Source organism: Rhizorhabdus phycosphaerae, assembly GCF_011044255.1.
GTDB classification, from domain to species: domain Bacteria; phylum Pseudomonadota; class Alphaproteobacteria; order Sphingomonadales; family Sphingomonadaceae; genus Rhizorhabdus; species Rhizorhabdus phycosphaerae.
The window spans coordinates 3,493,130-3,514,379 of the sequence record NZ_CP049107.1 but is presented as its reverse complement, the minus strand read 5'-3'; the positions used below and the strand labels follow the sequence as shown (position 1 = coordinate 3,514,379).

The following is a 21,250-nucleotide window of genomic DNA, read 5'->3' as shown; positions in this document are numbered from 1 at the left end:
GGTCAGATCGCTTCCAGCACGGTGGCGATGCCCTGCCCGCCGCCGATGCACTGGGTGGCGAGCGCATATTTGCCGCCCTCGCGCTTCAGCAGTGCCGCAGCCTTGCCGACGATGCGCGCACCGGTGGCGCCAAGCGGATGGCCGAGCGCGATCGCGCCGCCGTCGATGTTGACCGCTTCGGGCTTGACCCCAAGCTCATTGCTGCACGCCAGCGCCTGGCTGGCGAAAGCCTCGTTCAGTTCGACAACGTCCATATCGGCAGCGGTAAGGGCAGCGCGCTCAAGCGCCTTGCGCGAGGCCGAGACAGGACCGATGCCCATGATCTCGGGCTCGCAGCCCGACACGGCGACGCTCTTGATGCGCGCAAGGATGGTGAGGCCGTTGGCCCGGGCATAATCCTCGCTGGTGACGAGCACGGCGGACGCACCGTCGGTCAAAGGCGAGGAGGTTCCTGCGGTGACCGAGCCATTGGCGTCAAACGCCGGCTTCAGGCCTGCCAGCGCCTCGGCGGTGGTCTCGGGACGGATGGTGCCGTCGGTGTCGACGACGCCCTTCTTGGTCTTGATCGGCACGATCTCGTCGGTCAGGCGACCCGCCTCGCGGGCGGCGGCGGCCTTCTTCTGGCTCTGGACCGCAAACTCTTCCTGCGCCTGCCGCGAGACCTGATATTGGGTCGCGACATTCTCGGCGGTTTCGCCCATCGACATATAGGCGCCGGGGCGTTTCTTCGCGAGATCGGGGCTAGGCATCGGATTATAGCCCATCATCGGCACGCGGCTCATGCTCTCGACGCCCGCGCAGACGAAGACGTCGCCCGCACCGATCGCGATCTGGCCTGCAGCGATATGGATCGAGCTCATAGACGAACCGCAGAAGCGGTTGACCGTCATCCCGCCGACCTTGAGCGGCAGATCGGCCAACAGCCCGATCAGACGCGCAACATTGAGGCCCTGCTCGGCCTCCGGGAAAGCGCAACCGAGCACGATGTCCTCGATATCCTCGGGCTTCACCCCGGTTTTCGCGATCAGTCCGCGAATCACCTGGGCGGCGAGATCGTCGGGACGGACGCGGGCGAGGTCGCCCTTGTTAGCAAGGTGGAAAGGCGAGCGCGCATAGCCCGCGATGACGGCAGTCGGCATGGAACCATCTCCCTAGGCGCGGCATTTTTACAACAGCCGCGGATGATTTCTCTTAAAGGTATGAAGTCTCCCCTATACGTCAATCCTTTTTTGTGCAATCCATGCTGCACCATAGGGAACGACCTGATCGCAGCATCAGGCGTCAGGAGGATGACGAAAGCGCATGAGCATCACCTTAATGGCCCTGGCCGCCGCAGCCGTCGGCAACCCCGACGTGGTCGTCGGCCGCTGGCGAACCGAGACCCGTGGCGGCATTATCGAAATCGCCCGCTGCGGCCCTTCTATCTGCGGCAAGATCGTCACGTCTGACGGTCTCGCGACCAATCCGAATCTCATGGACGTCAACAACAAGGATCCGAAGCTCCGCAATCGTCCGATCAAGGGGATGCAGATGCTGAGCGGCTTTTCCTACAAGGACGGTCTCTGGGACGGCGGCACCATCTACAATGGTGAAGACGGCAAGACCTATTCCGCCCGCATCACACCCATCGACGCCAACACCCTGAAGCTCCGGGGCTGCATCTTCGTGCCGCTCTGCAAGAACCAGACCTGGACCCGCGTGCGCTGATCCGCGCGCCTGTACCGTTTTAGAGAGGAATCTTTCATGTCCCACAGCACCATCCGCCGCGCAGCATTGGCAGGCGCATCCACCGCTGCCGCGCTGCTCGCAGCGGGTACGGCCAACGCCTCGGCCTTCTATCTGCAGGAGCAGTCGGTTGTCGCAGCAGGCCGCGCCTTTTCGGGCGAAGCCGCAGACCAGGGCGCACAGAATCTCTGGTGGAACCCGGCCGCGATCGCCGGCAACGAAACCAACACCCTCTATGGCGGCTTCAGCGCCATTCTTCCGAAGGGCAAGGTTCGCAACAACAGCTCGGTGATCATCCGCCCCGGTCAGGCCCCCGCCGGCATCACCGGCAATCAGGTTTCCAAGGATCCGCTGAACAAGGGCTTCCTGCCGTCGGGTGCGATTGGCTACAAGCTGAACGACAAATGGTCGATCGGCGTCTCCGTCGCCGCCCCCTACAGCTTCGCGACCAATTACGAGAATACCAGCTGGGCGCGCTACACTGCCGACAAGACCAAGCTGACGACGATCGATATCCAGCCGACGATCGCCTATGCGCCCTCGCCGATCATCGGCATCGGCGTCGGCCTGAACGTCGAATATAGCAAGGCGTCGCTGTCGAACTTCCTGCCGAACCTGTCCCCGGCTCTGCCCGACGGACACCAGACGCTGCGCGGCGACGGCTGGGATTTCGGCTGGTCGGCTGGTGTCCAGTTGCACCCGAGCCCGCTGATCGACCTCGGCTTCTCGTACAAGTCGTCGGTGAAGCACAAGCTGAAGGGCAGCATCACCACCGCCGGCCTGCTCGGTCCCCTCGCCGGCCAGAACGGCCGCATCGAAGGCATCACCGCGACGTTCCGCACCCCCTGGCAGGCCATCGCCAGCGCCCGCGTCCATGTCAGCGAAGCGCTGACGCTGAACGGCCAGGTCGTCCGTGCCGGCTGGAACAAGTTCGATGCGATCGATCTCGGCGCGCCGGTGAACGCTGCGCTCGACCAGAACTACAAGAACAGCTGGAGCGTCGCCGGTGGCGTCGACTATGCTGTGACTCCGCAGTGGACGATGCGCGGCGGCGTGCAGTGGGACCAGACCCCGACGCGCAACGGATCGCGTGACGCCCGCGTGCCGGACGCCAGCCGCATCAACTTCGCGGTGGGTACCTCCTATGCGATCACCGAGTCGATCACGCTCGATGCGGCCGCCAACTATGTCGACTTCAAGAACTCGTCGATCGACCGGCTCGGCGGCTTCTATGTCGGCACCCCCGCGCAGACGATCGTCCGTCCGAATGGAAGCCTGACCGGCGCGAGTGCGATCATCCTCGCCGTCGGCGGACGCATGACCTTCTGATCAGGAGACCTTTCGAGATGACTTCCCGCGACACCGTGACTGACCCACTTCCCTCCGGTCGCGGTGCCGCACTTCCGGACGGCGGAGGCGTGCCAGCGTCTCCGCCGATTCCGCCTCGGCTGCTGACCGACCTGATCGACAGCGCGGTTCGCGACCATGGTGAACGGCGCGCGATCGATTTTCTCGGTCGGCGTTGGACCTATGCCGAGATCGGCGCTCTCGTGGACCGCGCCGCCGCCGGGCTCCAGGCGATGGGCGTAGGCCCCGATGTCCGCTTCGGACTGTGTCTGCCGAACACCCCCTATTTCGTGATCCTCTATTTCGCGGCGCTCCGCTGCGGCGCGACCATCGTCAATTTCAACCCGCTCTATGTCGAGCATGAGTTGCGCCACCAGATTCGCGACTCGGGCACGACGGTCATGGCGGTCATCGACGTGGCGTCGATCCACGCCAAGGTCGCGGCGGTGGCGGAAGAAAGCGGGCTGGAGAAGATCATCGTCTGCCCGCTGGCGGACATCCTCCCGACCTTCACGTCGCTGCTCTATCGCCTGTTCAAGCGCTCGGAGATCGCCCGCTGGCCGGCGGACGCGCGGCACATGGCGTTCGGCGACCTGACTAGGGCGAATCCCGCATCGTTCAAGCCCGTCGCGGTCACGCCCGACGACGTGGCCGTGCTGCAATATACCGGCGGCACCACCGGCGTGCCCAAGGGCGCGATGCTGACCCACGCCAATCTGACCGCGAACAGCCACCAGATGACGCTTCACGTCGGCCATGGCGCAGAGGCAAACGACCGGATCATGGGCGTGCTGCCGATGTTCCACGTCTTCGCGCTGACCACGGTCCTGAACTTCAGCGTCGACACCGCCGCCGAGATGATCCTGCTGCCGCGCTTCGAGCTCAAGCAGTTCCTGAAGACCGTCAAGCGCACCCGGCCGACCAAGCTTCTGGCTGTGCCGACGATGCTGACCGCGCTCAACAAGGCCGCAGCGTCGCAGGATGTCCACTTCGACGATCTCGACTTCGTCGTGTCGGGGGGCGCTCCGCTGCCGTTCGACGTGCGGCAGGAGTTCGAGCGCGTCACCGGCGCGCGTGTCGTCGAGGGCTATGGCCTGTCCGAGACGTCGCCCATCCTCACCTGCAACCCCATCACCGGCGTCGTGAAGGACAACAGCGCGGGCCCGCCCTTCCCCGGCACCACGCTGGAGATCCGCAGCCTCGACGATCCGCACAGGATCATGCCGCAAGGCGAGCGTGGCGAGGTCTGCGCGCGCGGACCGCAGGTGATGAAGGGCTATTGGAACAAGCCGGAGGAGACCGAGAAGGTCTTCGTCGACGGTGCGATCCGGACCGGCGACGTCGGCTATCTGGACGAGGACGGCTATCTGTTCCTGGTCGACCGGATCAAGGACGTGATCATCTGCGGGGGCTACAATGTCTATCCGCGCGTCATCGAAGAGGCGCTGTACGAGCATCCCGCGATCCTGGAGGCGGTGGTGATCGGGGTGAAGGACGACTATCGCGGGCAGGCGCCAAAGGCCTTCGTCGTGCTGCGCCCCGGCCAGTCGGCATCGACCGCCGAGATCGCCGAATTCCTGAAGACCCGCCTGTCCAAAATCGAGCTTCCCCGCGAGATCGAAATCCGCCAGAGCCTGCCCAAGACGTTGATCGGCAAACTGTCCAAGAAGGAACTGGTGGCCGAAGAAGCGAAGAAGGCAGCGGGCTAGGGGCATGGATCAGGGGGTGACGGCAAAAGGCGAGCGCGACGCGCTCCAGACCATCCAGGACGTCGCCGACGAACTGGGCATGACGACCCGCGCAATCCGCTTCTACGAGGACAAGGGTCTGCTCGACCCGCAACGCGTCGGCACGATGCGGGTCTATTCGCGGCGCGAGGTGGCCCGACTCCAGCTGATACTGCGCGGCAAGCGGCTCGGCTTTTCGCTGCGGGAGATCAAGGAGTTCCTCGATCTCTACGACGCCGATCCGCTGCATCTCGAACAGACGAAGCGCCTGCTCGCCCGCGTGAACGAGCGCGTCGGCGCCCTGGAGGCGCAGCGCGAGGCACTCGACCAGACGCTCGGCGAGCTCCGCGATATCGTCGGGCAGTGCCAAGCCAGGATCGCCGCAGCGCGCTGACCCGGCTTCTTGCGGCGCAGGCTCAATTGGCTTGCGCTCACCTTCCCGGTCCCTAACCTCCGAACTCGACGCCAACCGCATCGAGGTTTCACCATGCACCGCGCCCTTACCGTTGCTTTTGTCGTTCTTACCGCATCGGCCACGCCCGCCGTGGCGCAGTCACCCGCCCCGATCGAGCGGATCGCCAGCCCCGGCCCCGACGGGAAACCCGGCCTGATCCTGAAGGGCGTGATCATCCCTGGCGGCTATGAGACCTTCTACCTCTCCGGCCAGCTCGCCGACCCGATCGACCCGGCGCGCAAGGAGACGGTCGAGGATTTCGGCGACACCCGCACGCAGACCGTCAGCACGCTGCGCAAGATCAAGGCGCTGCTCGAATCGAAGGGTTATTCGATCCGCGACGTGGTGAAGATGCAGGCCTTCCTCGCCGCCGATCCCAAGCTCGGCAAGATCGACTTCGCCGGCTTCAACGCGGGCTTCCGGGAGTTTTTCGGATCGGCCGACAATCCCGACACCGTCGCCCGTTCGACCTTCCAGGTGGCGAACCTCGTTGCGCCACAGTTCCTGGTCGAGCTCGAAGTGACGGCGGTCCGCCCCGCCAAGCGCTGACGTCGGCGGTCAGAGGATCTCGACCGCGTCCCCCGGCGCCAGCAGCGGCAACAGTGCGAGCAGCGCCGGCTTTTCGACCGCGACGCAACCGGCGGTCGGACGGCCTTCGCTGCAATGGAGGAAGATCGCGCTGCCGCTGCCCGGTACCGGCGGCGAATCATTGTGGCCCAGGACGACGATGACGTCATAGGCGCCGTCGTCGCGCACCAGCCGCTCGGCCGAGTGCGCGTGCGGGTGGCGGACGGGCCGGTTATATTCGGGATCGTCGACGCCGTCGGACCAGCCATCGTCGGGGCCGATCCAGCGCCAGGGCAGGCGCAAGCCGGGTGGCGGTACCGCCGCGCCTTTGCGGAACAGGATCGTCCGGATCGGCCAGCGGCCGAGCGGTGTCTTCCCGTCGCCCTCGCGCTTCTCATCGGCGGGGCAGGCGCCTGATCGCCCGATCGCACAGGGAACGGCCACGCCGTCCGGGCCCGTCAGCGTCAGCGCGTCGACGTCCACCCGGATGTCGGTCACGGCCGGCTATCGCTCACAGGACGTGACCGGTCCGGTCGCGCTTGGTCGCCAAATAGGCGCTGTTGTGCGGATTCTCGCCCATCTTGTGGGGCACGCGTTCGGCGACGGCGATGCCCGCCGCTTCCAGCCCGGCGACCTTCTGCGGGTTGTTGGTCAGCAGCCGCACCTTCAGCTGCCCCAGCAGCGAGAGCATTCGTGCCGCGACGCGGAAATCGCGCTCGTCGACGCCGAAGCCCAGCCGCAGATTGGCGTCGACCGTGTCGAATCCCTGATCTTGCAGCGCATAGGCGCGCAGCTTGTTGATCAAACCGATGCCGCGGCCTTCCTGCCGCAGGTACAGCAGGATGCCCCAGCTCGCCTGCGTCATCGCCTTCAACGCGCCGTTGAGCTGCGGTCCGCAGTCGCATTTGAGCGAACCCAGCACGTCGCCTGTCAGGCATTCGCTGTGCAGGCGGACGAGCGGCGGCGTGCCATCGGGCGTGCCGATGATCAGCGCGACATGCTCGGCCGCGTCGGCGACATGGCGGAAGGCGACGATCTCGGCCCGCTCGCTCACCGTGACCGGCAGGCGTGCCTGCGAGGCGATCACCAGATGCGCCGGATCTTCATAGTCGTCGAGCGACGCAGCCTCGAGCTCGGCCTCGACCGCGCCGTCCAGGCGGACGAACAGCGCCGGCAACAGACCGGCGAGGCGCGCAAGGCGAAGTGCTGCGGCGCAGGCTGCGGCCGCGGTAACGCCCTTGGCGCGGAACGGCCCTTTCAGCGGCGTCGCCATGTCGCGCACCGGATCGGCGAGCGCGATGGCGGTGGGCAGGTCGATCCACGGCACCCGCTCGATCATCGCCGGACAAGCCGGGCTCGCAGCATCGCGCTGGTTGGCGAGGTTGAGTGTCGCAGCGCGCGCAGCGGACAGCAGCACGTCCGCAGGCTGCCCGCCATCGAAGGCGGCAAGCGAAACATCGTTCGCGGTCTCGATCGCGAGCACGACGACGCGCCCGTCATCAGCGCTGACCGCAACCGGCCAGCCCCGCTTCAGCGCGTCGATCGCGCGGGCAGCATCTCTTGCAGCGGTCAAAATTCGAACTCGGTCACCAGAGGGATGTGATCGGACGGGCGCAGCCACGACCGGCAGGGTTCGCACACATAATGGTTGGTCGCCTGCTTCGCGACAGACGGGCTCGCCCACATATGGTCGAGGCGCCGTCCGCGATCGGACGCGGCCCAGTCCTGCGCGCGGTAGCTCCACCAGGTGTAGAGCCGCTCGGGCGGCGGGATGAAGGTTCGGCCGAGATCGACCCAGTCATGACTGGCCTGCAGGCGCGCCAGCGTCTCGACCTCGATCGGCGTATGGCTGACCACGTCGAGCAGCTGCTTATGGCTCCACACGTCGCATTCGAGCGGGGCGATGTTGAAGTCGCCGACCAGCAGGGTCGGCTCGCGCAGCTCCTCGGACCAGCGGATCATGCGCCCCAGAAAGTCGAGCTTCTGGCCGAACTTGGGATTGACCTCACGGTCGGGAACGTCGCCGCCCGCCGGTATGTAGACATTCTCCAGCCGGATGCCGCAGTCGAGCCGTACGCCGATGTGACGCGCCTCGCCATTGTCCTGCCAGTCGTGACGGCCATTGTCGTGCAGCGGCACTTTGGAGATGATCGCCACGCCATGGTGCATCGGCTGGCCGTTGATCTCGAAATGGGCATAGCCGAGCTTGCGGAACATCTCGAATGGGAAGACGTCGTCGCGGACCTTCGTCTCTTGCAGGCACAAGATGTCGATCTGCTGCTCCTCGAGGAACTGCCGCACGATGTCGATGCGCGCGCGGACCGAGTTGATGTTCCAGGAAGCGATCTTGAGCTTGGCCATATCGGAGCGATGTAGCGAGCGGGCGATCCGAATGCCAGTGCCCCATCGACATCCCCGCTCCCTTGAAAGGCGGGGGCGTAAGCGGCTACGCCCTTCCCATGACCGACCATCCCGAACGACAATATCTCGCCGCCATGCGCCGCGCCTGGACCGACGGCGACGAGCGCACCGACCGCACGGGGGTCGGCACCCGTGCCTTGTTCGGCGTCACGATGCGCTTCGACCTGTCGGACGGCACGGTCCCGCTGATCACCACCAAGAAGATCTTCTGGAAATCGGCGGTCAAGGAGCTGCTGTGGTTCCTGTCGGGCGAAACCAACATCCGCCCGCTGGTGCAGCAGAAGGTGCACATCTGGACCGACTGGCCGCTCGATAAATATCGCCGCGCCACCGGCGAGACGATCGACCGCGATACGTTCGAGCAGCGCATCATCGACGACCCCGCCTTCGCGGAGCAGTGGGGCGACCTTGGGCCGGTCTATGGCAAGCAATGGGTCGACTGGCCGCGCTACACCCCCGCCGGCGACGGGCTCTACCGCCGCGAGGGGCAGGGCATCAACCAGATCGCCGAACTGGTCGAGGCGCTGCGGACCAATCCCGGCTCCCGGCGGCTGATTTTCACCGGCTGGAACGTGCCCGAACTGCCGGGCATGGCGCTGCCGCCCTGCCACATGACCTATCAATATCATGTCGCGAACGGGCGGCTATCGGGCATCCTCTACCAGCGCTCCTGCGACCTCGGCCTCGGTTTTCCGTTCAACATCTTCGAAGCCGCGCTGCTGGTGCGGATGCTGGCGCAGCAGGCCGATCTGGAGCCGGGCGAGATCGTGTGGATGGGGGCCGACACCCATGTCTATTCGAACCATGGCCATCTGGTCGAAGAACAGCTGTCGCGCGAACCGCGCGCCTTCCCGACGCTGAAGCTGGTGCGCAAACCCACAAGCATGTTCGACTATGCGCTCGAGGACTTCGTGATCGAGGGCTATGACCCGCACCCGCACATCGCCGCGCCGGTGGCGGTTTGAGCGAGATGAGCGCGGTGAGCCGGCCGGAGATCGTCTTCGTCCTCGCCAGGGCGCGCAACGGCGTGATCGGGCGTGACGGCGATCTGCCGTGGCGGCTGCCGGCCGATCTGCGCCGCTTCAAGGCGCTGACGCAGGGCGCGCCGATGCTGATGGGGCGCAAGACCTTCGAGAGCCTGCCCGGCCTGCTGCCCGGTCGGCGCCACATCGTCCTGACGCGCGACCCCGCCTGGCAAGCGGAAGGGGCCGAGACCGTCCACAGCGTCGACGAGGCAATCGCCGCCGCCGGCAACGCCCCGCGCCTGTCGGTCGTCGGTGGCGCCGAAATCTATGCGCTGACGCTCGACCATGCCGACCGCATCGAACTGACCGAGGTCGAGCTGGAGCCCGAGGGCGATACGGTCGTCCCGCCCTTCGACCCGGCCATCTGGACCGAAGTCGCGCGCGAGGCGCATCCCGCCGAGGATGGGCGCCCGGCCTACACTTTCGTGACGTTGGTCAGGCGCTGATTGCGCGGGCCTCCGCCCCTTTCTATAGGCGGCGCATGGAGCGACTGACATGCGATCGCCCCGTGCCTGCGCATCTGCGCGGGGGCGTGGTGGCCCTGGGCAATTTCGACGGCTTCCACCGGGGGCATCAGGCGGTCGTCGGCGCAGCGATCGCGCATGGCCGCGCGACCGGGCGTCCGGTGCTCGTCGCCAGCTTCGATCCGCACCCGGTCCGCTTCTTCCGCCCCGATGCCCCGCCCTTCCGGCTGACCACGCTCGACCAGCGCGCGGGGCTGTTCGCCGAGGCCGGCGCCGACGCGATGCTCGTGTTCCGTTTCGACGGAGCGCTCGCCAGTCTCACGCCCGAACAGTTCGTCGCCGATTTGCTGATCGAGCGCGCGGGCGCGGCGCATGTCGTGACCGGCGAGGATTTCACCTTCGGCAAGGGTCGGTCGGGCAATGTCGCGATCCTGGCCGAAATCGGCGCGCGCCACGGCATGACCACCGCTGCGATCGGCCCGGTCAGCGACGACAAGGGCCCGATCTCGTCGAGCCGCATCCGCGCCGCGCTGACCGAGGGTGATCCGCAGGAGGCCGCGCGCCTGCTGACCCGCCCCTTCCGCATTGCCGGCACCGTCCAGCATGGCGACAAGGTCGGCCGCACGATCGGCTATCCGACCGCGAACATCGCGCTCGATCGCTATCTGCGCCCGCGCTACGGCATCTATGCGGTGCGCGGCCGCCTGCCCGATGGACGTGTGATCGACGGCGCCGCCAATGTCGGCATCCGCCCCACCTTCGACCCGCCCAAGGAACTGCTCGAGGTCTTCTTCTTCGACTTCGCCGAAAGCCTCTATGATCAGGCGATCGAGATCGAGCTGATCGCCTATATCCGGCCCGAAGCGAAGTTCGACAGCCTCGAGACGCTGACCGAGCAGATGGATCGCGACTGCGCCGAAGCCAAGCGGATACTTGCCGCGTCCAGCCCGGTCGCGTAGGGCCTGCCGGCAAAGCCCGAACCTGTCCGACGCCGCCGAGACCGTCTCGGCGCCGCGCCTGACCGGCGGCCTGTGGAACAGATCTTCGAATGACCGACGCAGCACCCGACTATCGCAACACCGTCTTCCTGCCGAAGACCGACTTCCCGATGAAGGCCGGCCTCGCCCAGAAGGAACCGGCGATCCTCGCCCGCTGGGCGGCGGAGGACCTGTACGGGACGCTGCGCAAGGCGCGCGCGGGCAGCGAGCGCTTCATCCTCCACGACGGCCCGCCCTACGCCAATGGCGACATCCACATGGGCCATGCGATGAACAAGGTGCTGAAGGACATCATCGTCCGCAGCCAGTCCTTGCTCGGCAAGGATGCGCCCTATGTCCCCGGCTGGGATTGCCACGGCCTGCCGATCGAGTGGAAGGTCGAGGAGGCCTATCGCGCGAAGAAGCTGAACAAGGACGAGGTCGACCCGGTCCAGTTCCGCGCCGAATGCCGCGCCTATGCCGAGAAATGGGTGTCGGTGCAGCGCGAGCAGTTCAAGCGGCTGGGCGTCGACGGCGACTGGGATGATCCCTATCTGACGATGAAGTACGACGCCGAAGCGGCGATCGTCGGCGAACTGCTCAAGTTCGCCGAGAGCGGCCAGCTCTATCGCGGCGCCAAGCCGGTGATGTGGTCCCCGGTCGAAAAGACCGCGCTGGCCGACGCCGAAGTCGAATATGAGGACATCGTTTCGACCCAGATCGACGTGGCGTTCGAGATCGTCGAGGCGCCTAATGCGCCTGACATCCAAGCATCGATCGACGCAGGTGAAAAAGTCTACGCGGTCATCTGGACAACCACACCTTGGACTATCCCAGTCAACCAAGCTTTGGCCTATGGCCCGGAGGTGGACTACGTCTTGGTCGAATCTACCAAGACATTCGCCCAAGTTGTGCAACCCGGCGAAGCAACGCCGCTAATGGGTAACTATCGGTTTATCGTTGCCGAAGCTCTGCTGGACAGCTTCAGAGCGCGCACGCAGCATGGCATGGCGCCCGGATACGTGATCCAGCGCTTCAAAGGCTCCCAGCTCGCCGGCACCATCGCCCGCCACCCGATGCACGAGCTCGGCGGTTTCTTCGCCAGGCCGCGTCCGCTCCTGCCGGGCGAATTCGTCACCACCGATGCGGGCACCGGCCTCGTCCACATGGCGCCGGACCATGGCGAGGACGACTTCTTCCTGTGCAAGGCGCATGGCATTGAGCCGGTGTTCGCGGTCGAGGGCGATGGCAAGTACCGCGCCGACTGGGCGTGGCTCGGCGGACAGGGTTCGGTGATCAACGCCAAGTTTACCGCACCCGACGGCCCGATCTGCACCGACCTGCGCGAAGCGGGCGCACTGCTCGCGGCGAGCGCGGACTTCAAGCACAGCTATCCGCACAGCTGGCGCTCCAAGGCCAAGGTGATCTTCCGATGCACCCCGCAATGGTTCATCCCGATGGATCGGGCCGTTAGCCCCTCCCCTTCAGGGGAGGGGTCTGGGGTGGGGCCTCAGGGTCTCGCAGAGTCTGGCGTTGGTGGGGAGAGTAGTCCCCACCCCAACCCCTCCCCTGAAGGGGAGGGGCTTAGCAAGACGAACGGCGCCACGCTCCGCGAGACCGCGCTCGATGCGATCGAGCGGACGCGCTGGGTGCCCGAGAAGGCGCGCAACCGCATCCATGCGATGGTCGCGGGCCGCCCCGACTGGGTGATCAGCCGCCAGCGCGCCTGGGGCGTGCCGATCGCGCTCTATGTCGACCGCAAGAGCGGTGACTATCTGCGCGACCCGGCGGTCAACGGCCGCATCATCGAGGCTTTCGAGGCCGGCGGTGCCGATGCCTGGTTCACCGCCGATCACCAGCAGCTGCTCGGCGCCGACTACGACGCAGCCGATTATGAGCCGGTCAACGACATCCTCGATGTCTGGTTCGATTCGGGCTGCACCCATGTCTTCACGGTCGAGGCGCGCTATGGCGCCGGCACCCGCGCCAACCTCTATCTCGAAGGCTCGGACCAGCATCGCGGCTGGTTCCAGTCGTCGCTGCTCGAAAGCTGCGGTACGCGCGACCGGGCGCCCTATGACGCGGTGCTGACTCACGGCTTCGCGCTCGACGGGCAGGGCCGCAAGATGTCGAAGAGCGTCGGCAATGTCGTCGATCCGCTCAAGATCATCAACGAGAGCGGCGCCGACATCCTGCGCCTGTGGGTCGCCTCGACCGATTATTTCGAGGACGTCCGCATCGGCAAGGAGATCCTCGCCGGCACCTCGGACGCCTATCGCAAGCTGCGCAACACCTTCCGCTATCTGCTCGGCGCGCTCGACGGCTTCGACGAGGCCGAGCGCGTCGCCCCGGCGGACATGCCCGAGCTGGAGCGCTATATCCTCAACCTGCTCGCGTCGCTCGACGCCGAGCTGCGCGAGGCGACCGCCGCGTTCGAGTTCAACCGCTATGCCCGCGCGCTGAGCGACTTCGCGAACAACGACCTATCGGCCTTCTTCTTCGACATCCGCAAGGACTCGCTCTACTGCGACGCGCCGTCGGACCTGAAGCGTCGGTCCTATCGCACCGTCCTCGACATCCTGTTCCACGCGCTGGTCCGCTATGCGGCGCCGATCCTCTGCTTCACCGCCGAGGAAGTGTGGACGACGCGCTATCCCGAGCGCGGTTCGGTCCACCTGCTCACCTGGCCCGAGGTCGAGGCCGGCTGGCGCGACGAGGACCTGCGCATGCGCTGGGAACTGCTGCGCCGCTACCGCCTGAAGCTGACCGGCCAGATCGAGCCGCTGCGCCGCGAGAAGGTGATCGGGTCGAGCCTCGAGGTCGACGTGACGGCGATCAGCTACGATCCCGCCGAAGCCGCCCTGCTCCGTTCGGTCGACTTCACCGAGATTGCCATCGTCGCCAAGATCGAGGTCGTCGACGGCGACCCGGCCGCAGCCGAGCTGGCTGGCGGATCGGATCCGATCGCCTTCGAGGTCGCCAAGACCGAGGCCGAGAAGTGCGGCCGCTGCTGGCGGCATTTGCCCGAGGTGACGACCGAAGGCGCGCTGTGCGACCGGTGCGAGTCGGTGGTCCATGGCTAACGTACAGGGGCGGCCCCATCGCGCCTTCGGGCTGATCGTCGCCGCCCTCGTCCTCGTCGCCGACCAGGTCAGCAAATGGCTGATCATGGGTCCGCTCGCCCTGCCACAGCGCGGGCTGATCCCGATCATGCCCTTCTTCGACCTGCGCTGGGTCGAGAATTACGGCATCTCGATGGGCTTTCTGGTGGCCGGATCGAACGCCGAGCGCTGGATATTGGTCGGCCTCACCTCGGCCATCGCGATCGGCGTGATCGTCTGGCTGTGGCGGGAGACGGCGCGGATCGACGTCGCGGCGCTGGGCCTCGTCCTCGGCGGCGCGGTGGGGAATATCGCGGATCGGACACGGCTCGGCTATGTTGCCGACTTCCTCGATCCGCATATCGGCGACTGGCATCCCTTTTTGGTCTTCAATGTCGCGGACGCCGCGATTACCATTGGTGTAGTGATCCTGGTCGCCCGCGCTCTCTTCGCGCGTGAGTCCCGGGACGGTTCGGAGAATATCGATGCGGTCTAAGTTGCTTCTGGGTTCGGCACTGGTCGCGATGACCCTGCTCGCGGCGTGCAGCCGTGGAGACCGCCCCGGCGTCATGGCCGGCCGCTCGTCCAATCTCGACGCCTTCGCGGTGTCGAAGCGCGCGCCGCTCACCATTCCGCCCGATTTCGCGCTGGTCCCGCCGAAGCCGGGCGCCTCGCGCCCGCAGGAAGCCGATTCGAGCCAGCAGGCGCTGTCGGCGCTGTTCGGCAACACCCAGGCACCGAAGAGCCAGACCGAGAAGGACATCATCGGCCTGACCAAGACCGTGCCCGAGCCCGGCATCCGGTCGTCGGTCGGTGAGATCAGCCAGTCGACGGTCGACAAGGGCAACACCACGCGCACCATCCTCGCTGCGGCCGCGACGACCAACGACACGGCCAGCGTCTCGCTCGGCAACTGACCGCCGGGGCGCCCCGCCTGACGCGATTTAGCCCGGCGCAAGCCGGGCGATCAGCCGCCGCGACGGCGATATCTCAATGCTAGACCTGATCCGGCGACGGCTGCTGACGGCGCTGCCGACGCTCGCCGCCGTGATCATCCTGTCCTTCCTGCTGATGCGCCTCGCGCCCGGCGGTCCGTTCGACGGCGAACGCCCGCTCGATCCGCAGACGCGCGAGGCGCTGATGACCGCCTATGGCCTGAACGAGCCGCTCCACGTTCAGGTCGGCACCTATGTCTGGCGGCTGCTCCACGGCGATTTCGGCCCCTCGCTTGTCTATCGCGACTTCACCGTCACCGACCTGATCGCGCGCGGATTGCCGGTTTCCCTGACCTTGGGCGGGCTCGCCCTGATCCTCGCGCTTTTCCTGGGCCTGTTGATGGGAATGGCGGCCGCGATCCGGCCGGGGAGCCGGACCGACCGGAGCCTGATGCTCATCGCGACGCTGCTCACCGCACTTCCCGCTTTCGTGGTCGGCCCCCTGCTCGTCCTTCTGCTCGGCCTGTGGGCAGGTTGGTTGCCGGTCTCGGGCTGGGGCGACGGGGACGTCCCGCATCTCGTCCTCCCCGTCGTGGCACTCGCGCTGCCGACGGCGGGCGCGATCGCCAAGCTGGCGCGCGCCGGCCTCGCCCAGGTGCTGGCGCAGGACCATGTCCGCATGGCCCGCGCGCGGGGTCTCGGCTGGCAGCGCATCCTGCTCGTCCATGCGCTTCGCCCCGCGCTGGTGCCGGTCGCCTCCTATCTCGGCCCGGCGGCGGCGGGCCTGCTGACCGGCGCGGTCGTCATCGAGACGGTCTTCGCGCTGCCGGGTCTCGGCCGCTACTTCGTGCAGGGCGCGCTCAACCGCGACTATCCGCTCGTGATGGGCGTGGTCACCCTCTATGCGGGCCTGATCATCCTGTTCAACCTGCTGGCCGATCTCGCTTATGGCTGGCTCGATCCCCGGACGCGCGGCTGATGCGCGCGCCGCTCGCAATCCTCGCGCTTATCCTGCTCGCGGCCCTGATAGGCCCCTGGCTGATCGACTGGCGCTATGACGTCATCGACTGGGACGCAGTCCGCGCTGCCCCCCTGTCCCCCGGCCACCTGCTCGGCACCGACAGCGTCGGGCGCGACCTGCTGGCCCGGACGCTGATCGGCACGCGGGTGACGCTGGGTGTCGCGCTGGCCGCTGCTTTGGTTTCACTCGTCATCGGTGTGGGCTGGGGCGCCATCGCCGGCTGGAAGGGCGGCCGGGTCGACGAGGCGATGATGCGGATCGTCGACGCGCTCTATGCGCTGCCCTTCATGTTCGTCGTGATCCTGCTGATGGTGCTGTTCGGTCGGTCGATCCTGCTCGTCTTCCTCGGCATCGGTGCGGTCGAGTGGCTGACCATGGCGCGCGTCGTGCGCGGACAGATGCTCGCTTTGCGCGAACGCCCCTTCGTGATCGCCGCCGAGGCAGCGGGCACCCCGCCCGTGGCGATCGTCCTGCGCCACATGCTGCCTAACATCGCCGGGGTCGCCATCGCCTATCTGCTGCTCACCATCCCGCAGGTCGTGATGATCGAGAGCTTCCTCTCCTTCCTGGGCCTCGGCGTACAGGAGCCGATGACGTCGCTCGGCATATTGCTCAAGGACGGGGTCGACGACATGGACATCGCGCCCCATGCGATGCTGGTTCCCGCCATAGTGCTCGTCGCCCTGCTGCTCTGCCTGACGCGCATCGGCGAGCGGCTGCGCGACCGGTTCGTCGGATGAGCCTGCTCGTCGCCCGCGACCTGTCGGTCGGCATCGCCGGCCGGCCCGTCGTGCACGGCCTCGACTTCACGCTGGAAGCCGGCCGCAGCCTCGCCCTCGTCGGCGCTTCGGGATCGGGCAAGAGCCAGACCTGCCTCGCACCCTTCGGCCTTTCCGTGGGCATCGCTTCCGGATCCTTCCAACTGGCCGGCGAAGAGCTGGTCGGCCTGCCGGAGCCCCGGCTGCGACAGGTGCGCGGCCAGCAGGTCGGCTTCGTGTTCCAACAACCGCTGACCGCGCTGACCCCGCATATGACGATCGGCGCGCAACTGCGCGAGGCCTGGGCGCAGGCAGGCGCTCCGCCGCCGACACGGGCAGAGATGGAGGCAGCACTCGAACGCGTCGGTCTCGACCGGCCGGGCGAACGGCTCGACCAATATCCGCACCGCCTGTCGGGCGGTCAGCGACAGCGCGCGCTGATCGCGATGGCGATCGCGCACCGCCCCAAGCTGCTCGTGGCCGACGAGCCGACGACCGCGCTGGACGCGATCCTGCGCGCCGAGATCATGGCGCTGCTCAGCCGCCTCTGCCGTGAGGAAGGCATGGCTCTGCTGCTGGTCAGCCATGATCTGGCGGCGGTCTCGGACCATGCCGACGCTGTGGCGGTGATGGAGAATGGCCGCATCGTCGAGAGCGGACCGACGCGCGCGGTCGTCGATGCGCCGACGACCGGCTATGCCCGCGCCCTCGTCGCCGCGAGCCCCCGCCTCGACCAGCCGGCACCGGCGCTCGGTCCGGTCGGTGCGCCGCTGCTCGAAGCGCGCGACGTTTCGGTATCCTTCCGCAAGCCGGGCTGGGCGCGCGGGCGCCTGCAGGCGGTCGACCGCGTCTCGATCGACGTCGCGGAGGGCGAAGCGGTTGCGATCGTCGGCGGCTCCGGCTCTGGCAAGTCGACCTTCGCCCGCGCCGTGGCCCGCCTGGGCCCGATCGACAGCGGCGAGGTGCACTGGCGCGGTGCCCCCCTGCCCGAACGCAAGGCGATGCGCGCCCGTGACCGCGCCGGTCTGCAACCGGTGTTCCAGGATCCGGTCGCCAGCCTCGATCCGCTCTGGACCGTGCGCGATATCGTCGCCGAACCGCTGACCCGCCTGCGGCCCGATCTGGACCGCGCCGCGATCGACGCGCGCGTCGGTGCCGTGCTGCTCGAAACCGGTCTGACCCCCGAGTTCGCCACGCGTCGCCCCACGGCGCTGTCCGGCGGACAGGCGCAGCGCGTGGCGATCGCCCGGGCGCTCGGGCCCGATCCGGCGATGCTGCTCCTCGACGAGGCGACGTCGGCGCTCGACGTGCTCGTCGCCGGCACCATCCTCGACCTGCTCGGCCAGCTCCAGCGCGAGCGCGGCCTCGCGATCCTGATGATCACCCACGACCTCCCCGTCGCGCGCCGGCTCTGCCATCGCATCGTCGTGATGGACCGCGGCCGCATTGTCGAGGAAGGCCCCGCGGAGGCGCTGATCGACGCGCCACGCCATGACATCACACGCCAGCTGATCGAGGCGAGCCGGTCGCACGCAGGCATCGCCTGACGGCCGATTTCGGTTTTCCGCAATGGCCGGTGAGACCAGGGTTGACCGGATATTAAGCATTCCGATCCATCGTCGGCGCGCAATCACAGGCCGGAGACCCCCATGTTCGAGCGCGCGATACGGATCGATGCAGGGACGCCCGCAACCGCCCAGCACTGCTTCGAACTGCTCGACCGTACCCTCGGTCGCTCGGCCGACATCGCCGCCCGCGAGGGCGTATCCGCTCTGCTTTCGACCCTGACCGAGGCCTATGCCGGCGCGCATCCGGTCGCGCGGCGACGCATCGACGCGCTGCTGCGCGAAGCCGAGCTGATCGCTGCCATGGGTCTGGGCGCCGTCGCGGCGCGGGATGCACGCCCGCCGCAGGGAAGCCAGGGCGCCGTCGCCGCCCTCGACAAGGCGCTGCAGGACATCGCCCGTCGCATCCGCTCGACGCTGTCGCCCGCCATCGCCTGACCGGGCGTGCGGCGTTCAGCCTGCCGCAGCCGCGAAGCGCTCCAGCCCCTGCCGCAGATCCTCGATCAGGTCGTCGGGGTCTTCCAGCCCGATATGCAGGCGAACGAGCGGCCCTTCCGCCTGCCAGGACGTGGCCGTGCGCAGCGAGTGCGGATCGACCGGCAGGGCGAGACTTTCGAAACCGCCCCAGGAAAAGCCGATCCCGAAATGGCGCAGCCCGTCGATCAGCGCGGCCCGCGCGGCGTCATCGCCGCCGCTCAGCATGAAACTGAACAGGCCTGAGGCACCTGCGAAGTCACGTTCCCACAGCGCGTGCCCGGGACAGTCGGGCAAGGCCGGGTGGAGAACGCGCGCGACCTGCGGCTGCTCGGACAACCATCGGGCCACCCGCAGGGCGCTCTCCTCATGGCGGCGGAGCCGGACCTCGAGCGTGCGCAGGCCGCGCAGAGCGAGAAAAGCATCGTCGGCGCTGATGGTCTGCCCCAGCGCCGTCGCCGTCTGGCGCAGGCGAGGATAGAGAGCCGGGGTCGCAGTCGCCGACCCCATCATCGCGTCGGAATGGCCGACCACATATTTGGTGCAGGCGAGGATCGAAACGTCGACGCCGTGCGACAGCGCCGGAAAAAGCAAAGGCGTCGCCCAGGTGTTGTCGATCGCGGTGAGCAGCCCGCGCTCGCGCGCGACTGCCACGATCGCCGGCACGTCCTGCACCTCGAAAGTCAGGCTGCCGGGGCTTTCGAGGAAGATCAATTTCGTGTCGGGACCGATCAGTTCCGCTATTCCGGCGCTGATGCCGGGATCATAGAAGCGGGTGCGGATGCCCATCCGCCGGAGCAGGCCGCCGCACAGCGCGCGGGTTGGCTCATAAGCGCTGTCGACCATCAGCAGTTCGTCGCCGGGCGACAGCAGCGCCAGCAGGGTCCCCGCGATGGCCGCCACTCCCGACGGATAGAGCAGCGTTCCCCCCGCCCCGGGCTCAAGCTCGGTCAGTGCCTCGGCGAGCGACCATTGGCTGGGCGTGCCACGCCTGCCGTAGAACAGGCCATCGTCGGGCTTACGGGTGGCGGCGCGCAGTTCGGCAACGCTGTCGAACAATATGGTGGAGGCGCGCCAGACGGGGGTGTTGACGATCGTCCGGCGTTCGCCATGCGGTCGCCCGGCCGTCGCCAGCCGGGTTCCCGTCTTCAACCTGTCGCGATCATCTGCGTTCACGCAGGACCGATCGCCTTTTCCGTGTCGGGGAGCAAGCCCCACTCGCTCCACGAGCCGTCATAGAGCGCCACGTCTTCCTTGCCGAGCAAGGCTGCGGCGAAGAGGATGACGGCGGCGGTGATGCCCGAACCGCAGGTGGTGATCATCGGCTTGTTCCAGTCGACGCCCGCAGCGTCGAATTCGGCGCGCAGCGCGGCCTTGTCCTTGAAGGTGCCGTCCTCCTGGAACAGGCGCTCATAGGGCAGGTTACGCGAGCCGGGGATGTGGCCCGCCGCGAGGCCACGTGGATCGACCTCTTCGCCCGAGAAGCGCTTGGCGCCGCGTGCATCGACGACCTGCTCCGCACCGCTCGCCAGATTGGCCTTCATTTGCGCCAGATCGCGGACCGGGGCTGGATCGCGCCAGACTGTGAAATGGCGATGGCGCAAGGCCACCTTGCCCTGCTCGAGCGGGCGCCCCTCGGCGATCCACTTGCCGATCCCTCCATCGAGGATCGCGACCTGATTCACCCCGAACATGCGGAACATGAACCAAGCGCGCGCGGCCGTGTGGTGCGGACTGTTGTCGTAGAGAACGATCCGGCTGCCGTCGCCCAGGCCCAGCGACTGCATGCGGCTGGCGAACTTCTCCGCGCTTGGCAGCATCGAAGGCAGGCTGGACGTCTCGTCCTTGAGATTGCCCAGGTCGAGGAATACGGCTCCGGGAAGGTGGCGCGCCTCATATTCGCCCTGCGCATCCCGCCCGGCATCGAGCGCGAAATAGGTCGCGTCGACGACGCGGAGATCATTCGCTCCGAGCTCGCCCGCAAGCCATTCGGTCGAAACCAGCATGTCCATCATAACCTCCTCAAACGAACGCGACAGAGCGCCACGCCTTCACTTAACGAATCGACACGCCTGGGGAGGCGTCGCTTAGTTACGTATTGTGAGAATGTGTGGCAAGTATATTTGTTCCTGAACGTATTATTTGTAATTTTCATACAGATGTGGCGATCGGATCGACGCTCCGCTAAGGGCGCCACATGTCCAAACCGCTCCATCTCGGCCAGACCAGCACGCTTCCCGCCACGCCCGAGGACGCGATCCTTGATTATGTCCCGAACCCGCGCAAGGGGCTCTATATGGTGCGCTTCGCGGCGCCCGAGTTCACCTCGCTCTGCCCGGTGACCGGCCAGCCCGATTTTGCGCATCTGGTGATCGACTATGCGCCGGCGGAAACGATCGTCGAATCCAAGTCTCTCAAGCTGTTCCTCGGCTCCTTCCGCAATCATGCCGGCTTTCACGAGGACTGCACCGTCGGCATCGGCCAGAGGCTGTTCGACGAGATGAAGCCGCACTGGCTGCGCATCGGCGGCTACTGGTATCCGCGCGGCGGCATACCGATCGACGTCTTCTGGCAGTCGGGCCCCGCGCCCGAAGGCCTGTGGGTTCCCGATCAGGGCGTCCCCGGCTATCGCGGTCGGGGCTGACCCCTCCCCGGCAGGGAGGGGTCTGAACCCACCATCTGACTCGCG

The 21,250-nt window shown here is 67.1% G+C and carries 22 protein-coding genes; 16 read left to right on the top strand and 6 right to left on the bottom strand.

Annotated elements, in window-relative coordinates; all coding sequences use genetic code 11:
- Positions 1-2 precede the first annotated feature (2 nt).
- Entirely contained in the window at positions 3-1,139 is a 1,137-nt protein-coding gene (locus G6P88_RS16405; RefSeq protein WP_165324135.1) for a thiolase family protein, read from the bottom strand.
- 163 nt (positions 1,140-1,302) lie between these two features.
- On the opposite strand from G6P88_RS16405, the gene G6P88_RS16400 reads away from it, so the two are divergent.
- The 5 genes from G6P88_RS16400 to G6P88_RS16380 all read left to right on the top strand — a co-directional run bounded on the left by G6P88_RS16400 (position 1,303) and on the right by G6P88_RS16380 (position 5,802).
- The gene (locus G6P88_RS16400) at positions 1,303-1,707 is read left to right on the top strand and encodes a DUF2147 domain-containing protein (RefSeq protein WP_165324134.1); all 405 of its coding nucleotides are present in this window, start codon (positions 1,303-1,305) and stop codon (positions 1,705-1,707) included.
- Between the two features lie 36 nt (positions 1,708-1,743).
- The gene (locus G6P88_RS16395; RefSeq protein ID WP_165324133.1) at positions 1,744-3,054 is read left to right on the top strand and encodes an OmpP1/FadL family transporter; all 1,311 of its coding nucleotides are present in this window, start codon (positions 1,744-1,746) and stop codon (positions 3,052-3,054) included.
- 17 nt (positions 3,055-3,071) lie between these two features.
- Positions 3,072-4,781 carry a long-chain-fatty-acid--CoA ligase gene (locus G6P88_RS16390; protein ID WP_165324132.1) on the top strand — a complete coding sequence of 570 codons (1,710 nt, stop codon included), beginning with the start codon at positions 3,072-3,074 and terminating at the stop codon, positions 4,779-4,781.
- 4 nt (positions 4,782-4,785) lie between these two features.
- On the top strand, positions 4,786-5,193 hold the full coding sequence (locus tag G6P88_RS16385; RefSeq protein WP_165324131.1) for a MerR family transcriptional regulator: 408 nt from the start codon (positions 4,786-4,788) through the stop codon (positions 5,191-5,193).
- 93 nt (positions 5,194-5,286) lie between these two features.
- Positions 5,287-5,802 (top strand): RidA family protein, encoded by a 516-nt coding sequence (locus G6P88_RS16380; protein WP_165324130.1) that lies wholly within the window; start codon positions 5,287-5,289, stop codon positions 5,800-5,802.
- 9 nt (positions 5,803-5,811) lie between these two features.
- Here the strand turns inward: G6P88_RS16380 and G6P88_RS16375 are convergent, their stop codons facing one another.
- The 3 genes from G6P88_RS16375 to G6P88_RS16365 are packed head-to-tail and all read right to left on the bottom strand — an operon-like array spanning position 5,812 to position 8,181.
- Positions 5,812-6,318, bottom strand: coding sequence for a L,D-transpeptidase family protein (locus G6P88_RS16375; RefSeq protein WP_165324129.1), 507 nt, complete (start codon positions 6,316-6,318; stop codon positions 5,812-5,814).
- Positions 6,319-6,331: 13 nt separating this feature from the next.
- Positions 6,332-7,393: a GTP cyclohydrolase II gene (gene ribA / locus G6P88_RS16370; protein ID WP_165324128.1), complete on the bottom strand. Its 1,062-nt coding sequence runs from the start codon at positions 7,391-7,393 to the stop codon at positions 6,332-6,334.
- A complete protein-coding gene (locus G6P88_RS16365; RefSeq protein ID WP_165324127.1) occupies positions 7,390-8,181 on the bottom strand; it encodes an exodeoxyribonuclease III in 792 nt (263 codons plus the stop codon). The genes ribA and G6P88_RS16365 overlap by 4 nt, the downstream gene beginning before the upstream one ends.
- A 98-nt stretch (positions 8,182-8,279) precedes the next feature.
- On the opposite strand from G6P88_RS16365, the gene G6P88_RS16360 reads away from it, so the two are divergent.
- The 10 genes from G6P88_RS16360 to G6P88_RS16315 all read left to right on the top strand — a co-directional run bounded on the left by G6P88_RS16360 (position 8,280) and on the right by G6P88_RS16315 (position 18,525).
- Complete coding sequence (locus G6P88_RS16360; RefSeq protein WP_165324126.1) at positions 8,280-9,206, top strand: thymidylate synthase; 927 nt, start codon at positions 8,280-8,282, stop codon at positions 9,204-9,206.
- Positions 9,207-9,211: 5 nt separating this feature from the next.
- Positions 9,212-9,712, top strand: coding sequence for a dihydrofolate reductase (locus G6P88_RS16355; protein ID WP_206335793.1), 501 nt, complete (start codon positions 9,212-9,214; stop codon positions 9,710-9,712).
- Between the two features lie 35 nt (positions 9,713-9,747).
- Entirely contained in the window at positions 9,748-10,689 is a 942-nt protein-coding gene (locus G6P88_RS16350; protein ID WP_165324125.1) for a bifunctional riboflavin kinase/FAD synthetase, read from the top strand.
- A gap of 89 nt (positions 10,690-10,778) precedes the next feature.
- On the top strand, positions 10,779-13,790 hold the full coding sequence (gene ileS / locus G6P88_RS16345; RefSeq protein WP_165324124.1) for an isoleucine--tRNA ligase: 3,012 nt from the start codon (positions 10,779-10,781) through the stop codon (positions 13,788-13,790).
- Complete coding sequence (gene lspA / locus G6P88_RS16340; protein ID WP_165324123.1) at positions 13,783-14,304, top strand: signal peptidase II; 522 nt, start codon at positions 13,783-13,785, stop codon at positions 14,302-14,304. Before ileS ends, lspA begins: the two co-directional genes overlap by 8 nt.
- Positions 14,294-14,725, top strand: coding sequence for a DUF3035 domain-containing protein (locus G6P88_RS16335; RefSeq protein ID WP_165324122.1), 432 nt, complete (start codon positions 14,294-14,296; stop codon positions 14,723-14,725). Before lspA ends, G6P88_RS16335 begins: the two co-directional genes overlap by 11 nt.
- Before the next feature lie 76 nt (positions 14,726-14,801).
- Positions 14,802-15,722, top strand: coding sequence for an ABC transporter permease (locus tag G6P88_RS16330; protein ID WP_165324121.1), 921 nt, complete (start codon positions 14,802-14,804; stop codon positions 15,720-15,722).
- Positions 15,722-16,504 carry an ABC transporter permease gene (locus tag G6P88_RS16325; protein WP_165324120.1) on the top strand — a complete coding sequence of 261 codons (783 nt, stop codon included), beginning with the start codon at positions 15,722-15,724 and terminating at the stop codon, positions 16,502-16,504. The genes G6P88_RS16330 and G6P88_RS16325 overlap by 1 nt, the downstream gene beginning before the upstream one ends.
- Positions 16,501-18,069 (top strand): ATP-binding cassette domain-containing protein, encoded by a 1,569-nt coding sequence (locus G6P88_RS16320; RefSeq protein ID WP_165324119.1) that lies wholly within the window; start codon positions 16,501-16,503, stop codon positions 18,067-18,069. Before G6P88_RS16325 ends, G6P88_RS16320 begins: the two co-directional genes overlap by 4 nt.
- Before the next feature lie 102 nt (positions 18,070-18,171).
- Positions 18,172-18,525, top strand: coding sequence for a hypothetical protein (locus tag G6P88_RS16315; RefSeq protein ID WP_165324118.1), 354 nt, complete (start codon positions 18,172-18,174; stop codon positions 18,523-18,525).
- 15 nt (positions 18,526-18,540) lie between these two features.
- Here the strand turns inward: G6P88_RS16315 and metC are convergent, their stop codons facing one another.
- Both metC and sseA read right to left on the bottom strand, forming a co-directional pair.
- Positions 18,541-19,737: a cystathionine beta-lyase gene (gene metC, locus G6P88_RS16310; RefSeq protein WP_165324117.1), complete on the bottom strand. Its 1,197-nt coding sequence runs from the start codon at positions 19,735-19,737 to the stop codon at positions 18,541-18,543.
- On the bottom strand, positions 19,734-20,573 hold the full coding sequence (gene sseA / locus G6P88_RS16305; protein ID WP_165325249.1) for a 3-mercaptopyruvate sulfurtransferase: 840 nt from the start codon (positions 20,571-20,573) through the stop codon (positions 19,734-19,736). The genes metC and sseA overlap by 4 nt, the downstream gene beginning before the upstream one ends.
- Positions 20,574-20,758: 185 nt before the next feature.
- On the opposite strand from sseA, the gene queF reads away from it, so the two are divergent.
- Positions 20,759-21,205 (top strand): preQ(1) synthase, encoded by a 447-nt coding sequence (gene queF / locus G6P88_RS16300; protein ID WP_165324116.1) that lies wholly within the window; start codon positions 20,759-20,761, stop codon positions 21,203-21,205.
- The last annotated feature ends 45 nt before the right edge of the window (positions 21,206-21,250 follow it).

Bases quoted from the DNA above. Each gene is read 5' to 3' on its own strand.
- ileS (WP_165324124.1), top strand. From the start codon at position 10,779: ATGACCGACGCAGCACCCGACTATCGCAACACCGTCTTCCTGCCGAAG.
- G6P88_RS16390 (WP_165324132.1), top strand. From the start codon at position 3,072: ATGACTTCCCGCGACACCGTGACTGACCCACTTCCCTCCGGTCGCGGT.
- G6P88_RS16315 (WP_165324118.1), top strand. From the start codon at position 18,172: ATGTTCGAGCGCGCGATACGGATCGATGCAGGGACGCCCGCAACCGCC.
- G6P88_RS16360 (WP_165324126.1), top strand. From the start codon at position 8,280: ATGACCGACCATCCCGAACGACAATATCTCGCCGCCATGCGCCGCGCC.
- G6P88_RS16325 (WP_165324120.1), top strand. From the start codon at position 15,722: ATGCGCGCGCCGCTCGCAATCCTCGCGCTTATCCTGCTCGCGGCCCTG.
- G6P88_RS16330 (WP_165324121.1), top strand. From the start codon at position 14,802: ATGCTAGACCTGATCCGGCGACGGCTGCTGACGGCGCTGCCGACGCTC.
- G6P88_RS16350 (WP_165324125.1), top strand. From the start codon at position 9,748: ATGGAGCGACTGACATGCGATCGCCCCGTGCCTGCGCATCTGCGCGGG.
- sseA (WP_165325249.1), bottom strand. From the start codon at position 20,573: ATGGACATGCTGGTTTCGACCGAATGGCTTGCGGGCGAGCTCGGAGCG.
- G6P88_RS16365 (WP_165324127.1), bottom strand. From the start codon at position 8,181: ATGGCCAAGCTCAAGATCGCTTCCTGGAACATCAACTCGGTCCGCGCG.
- G6P88_RS16335 (WP_165324122.1), top strand. From the start codon at position 14,294: ATGCGGTCTAAGTTGCTTCTGGGTTCGGCACTGGTCGCGATGACCCTG.
- G6P88_RS16400 (WP_165324134.1), top strand. From the start codon at position 1,303: ATGAGCATCACCTTAATGGCCCTGGCCGCCGCAGCCGTCGGCAACCCC.
- G6P88_RS16355 (WP_206335793.1), top strand. From the start codon at position 9,212: ATGAGCGCGGTGAGCCGGCCGGAGATCGTCTTCGTCCTCGCCAGGGCG.
- G6P88_RS16395 (WP_165324133.1), top strand. From the start codon at position 1,744: ATGTCCCACAGCACCATCCGCCGCGCAGCATTGGCAGGCGCATCCACC.
- G6P88_RS16405 (WP_165324135.1), bottom strand. From the start codon at position 1,139: ATGCCGACTGCCGTCATCGCGGGCTATGCGCGCTCGCCTTTCCACCTT.
- G6P88_RS16320 (WP_165324119.1), top strand. From the start codon at position 16,501: ATGAGCCTGCTCGTCGCCCGCGACCTGTCGGTCGGCATCGCCGGCCGG.
- G6P88_RS16385 (WP_165324131.1), top strand. From the start codon at position 4,786: ATGGATCAGGGGGTGACGGCAAAAGGCGAGCGCGACGCGCTCCAGACC.
- lspA (WP_165324123.1), top strand. From the start codon at position 13,783: ATGGCTAACGTACAGGGGCGGCCCCATCGCGCCTTCGGGCTGATCGTC.
- queF (WP_165324116.1), top strand. From the start codon at position 20,759: ATGTCCAAACCGCTCCATCTCGGCCAGACCAGCACGCTTCCCGCCACG.
- G6P88_RS16380 (WP_165324130.1), top strand. From the start codon at position 5,287: ATGCACCGCGCCCTTACCGTTGCTTTTGTCGTTCTTACCGCATCGGCC.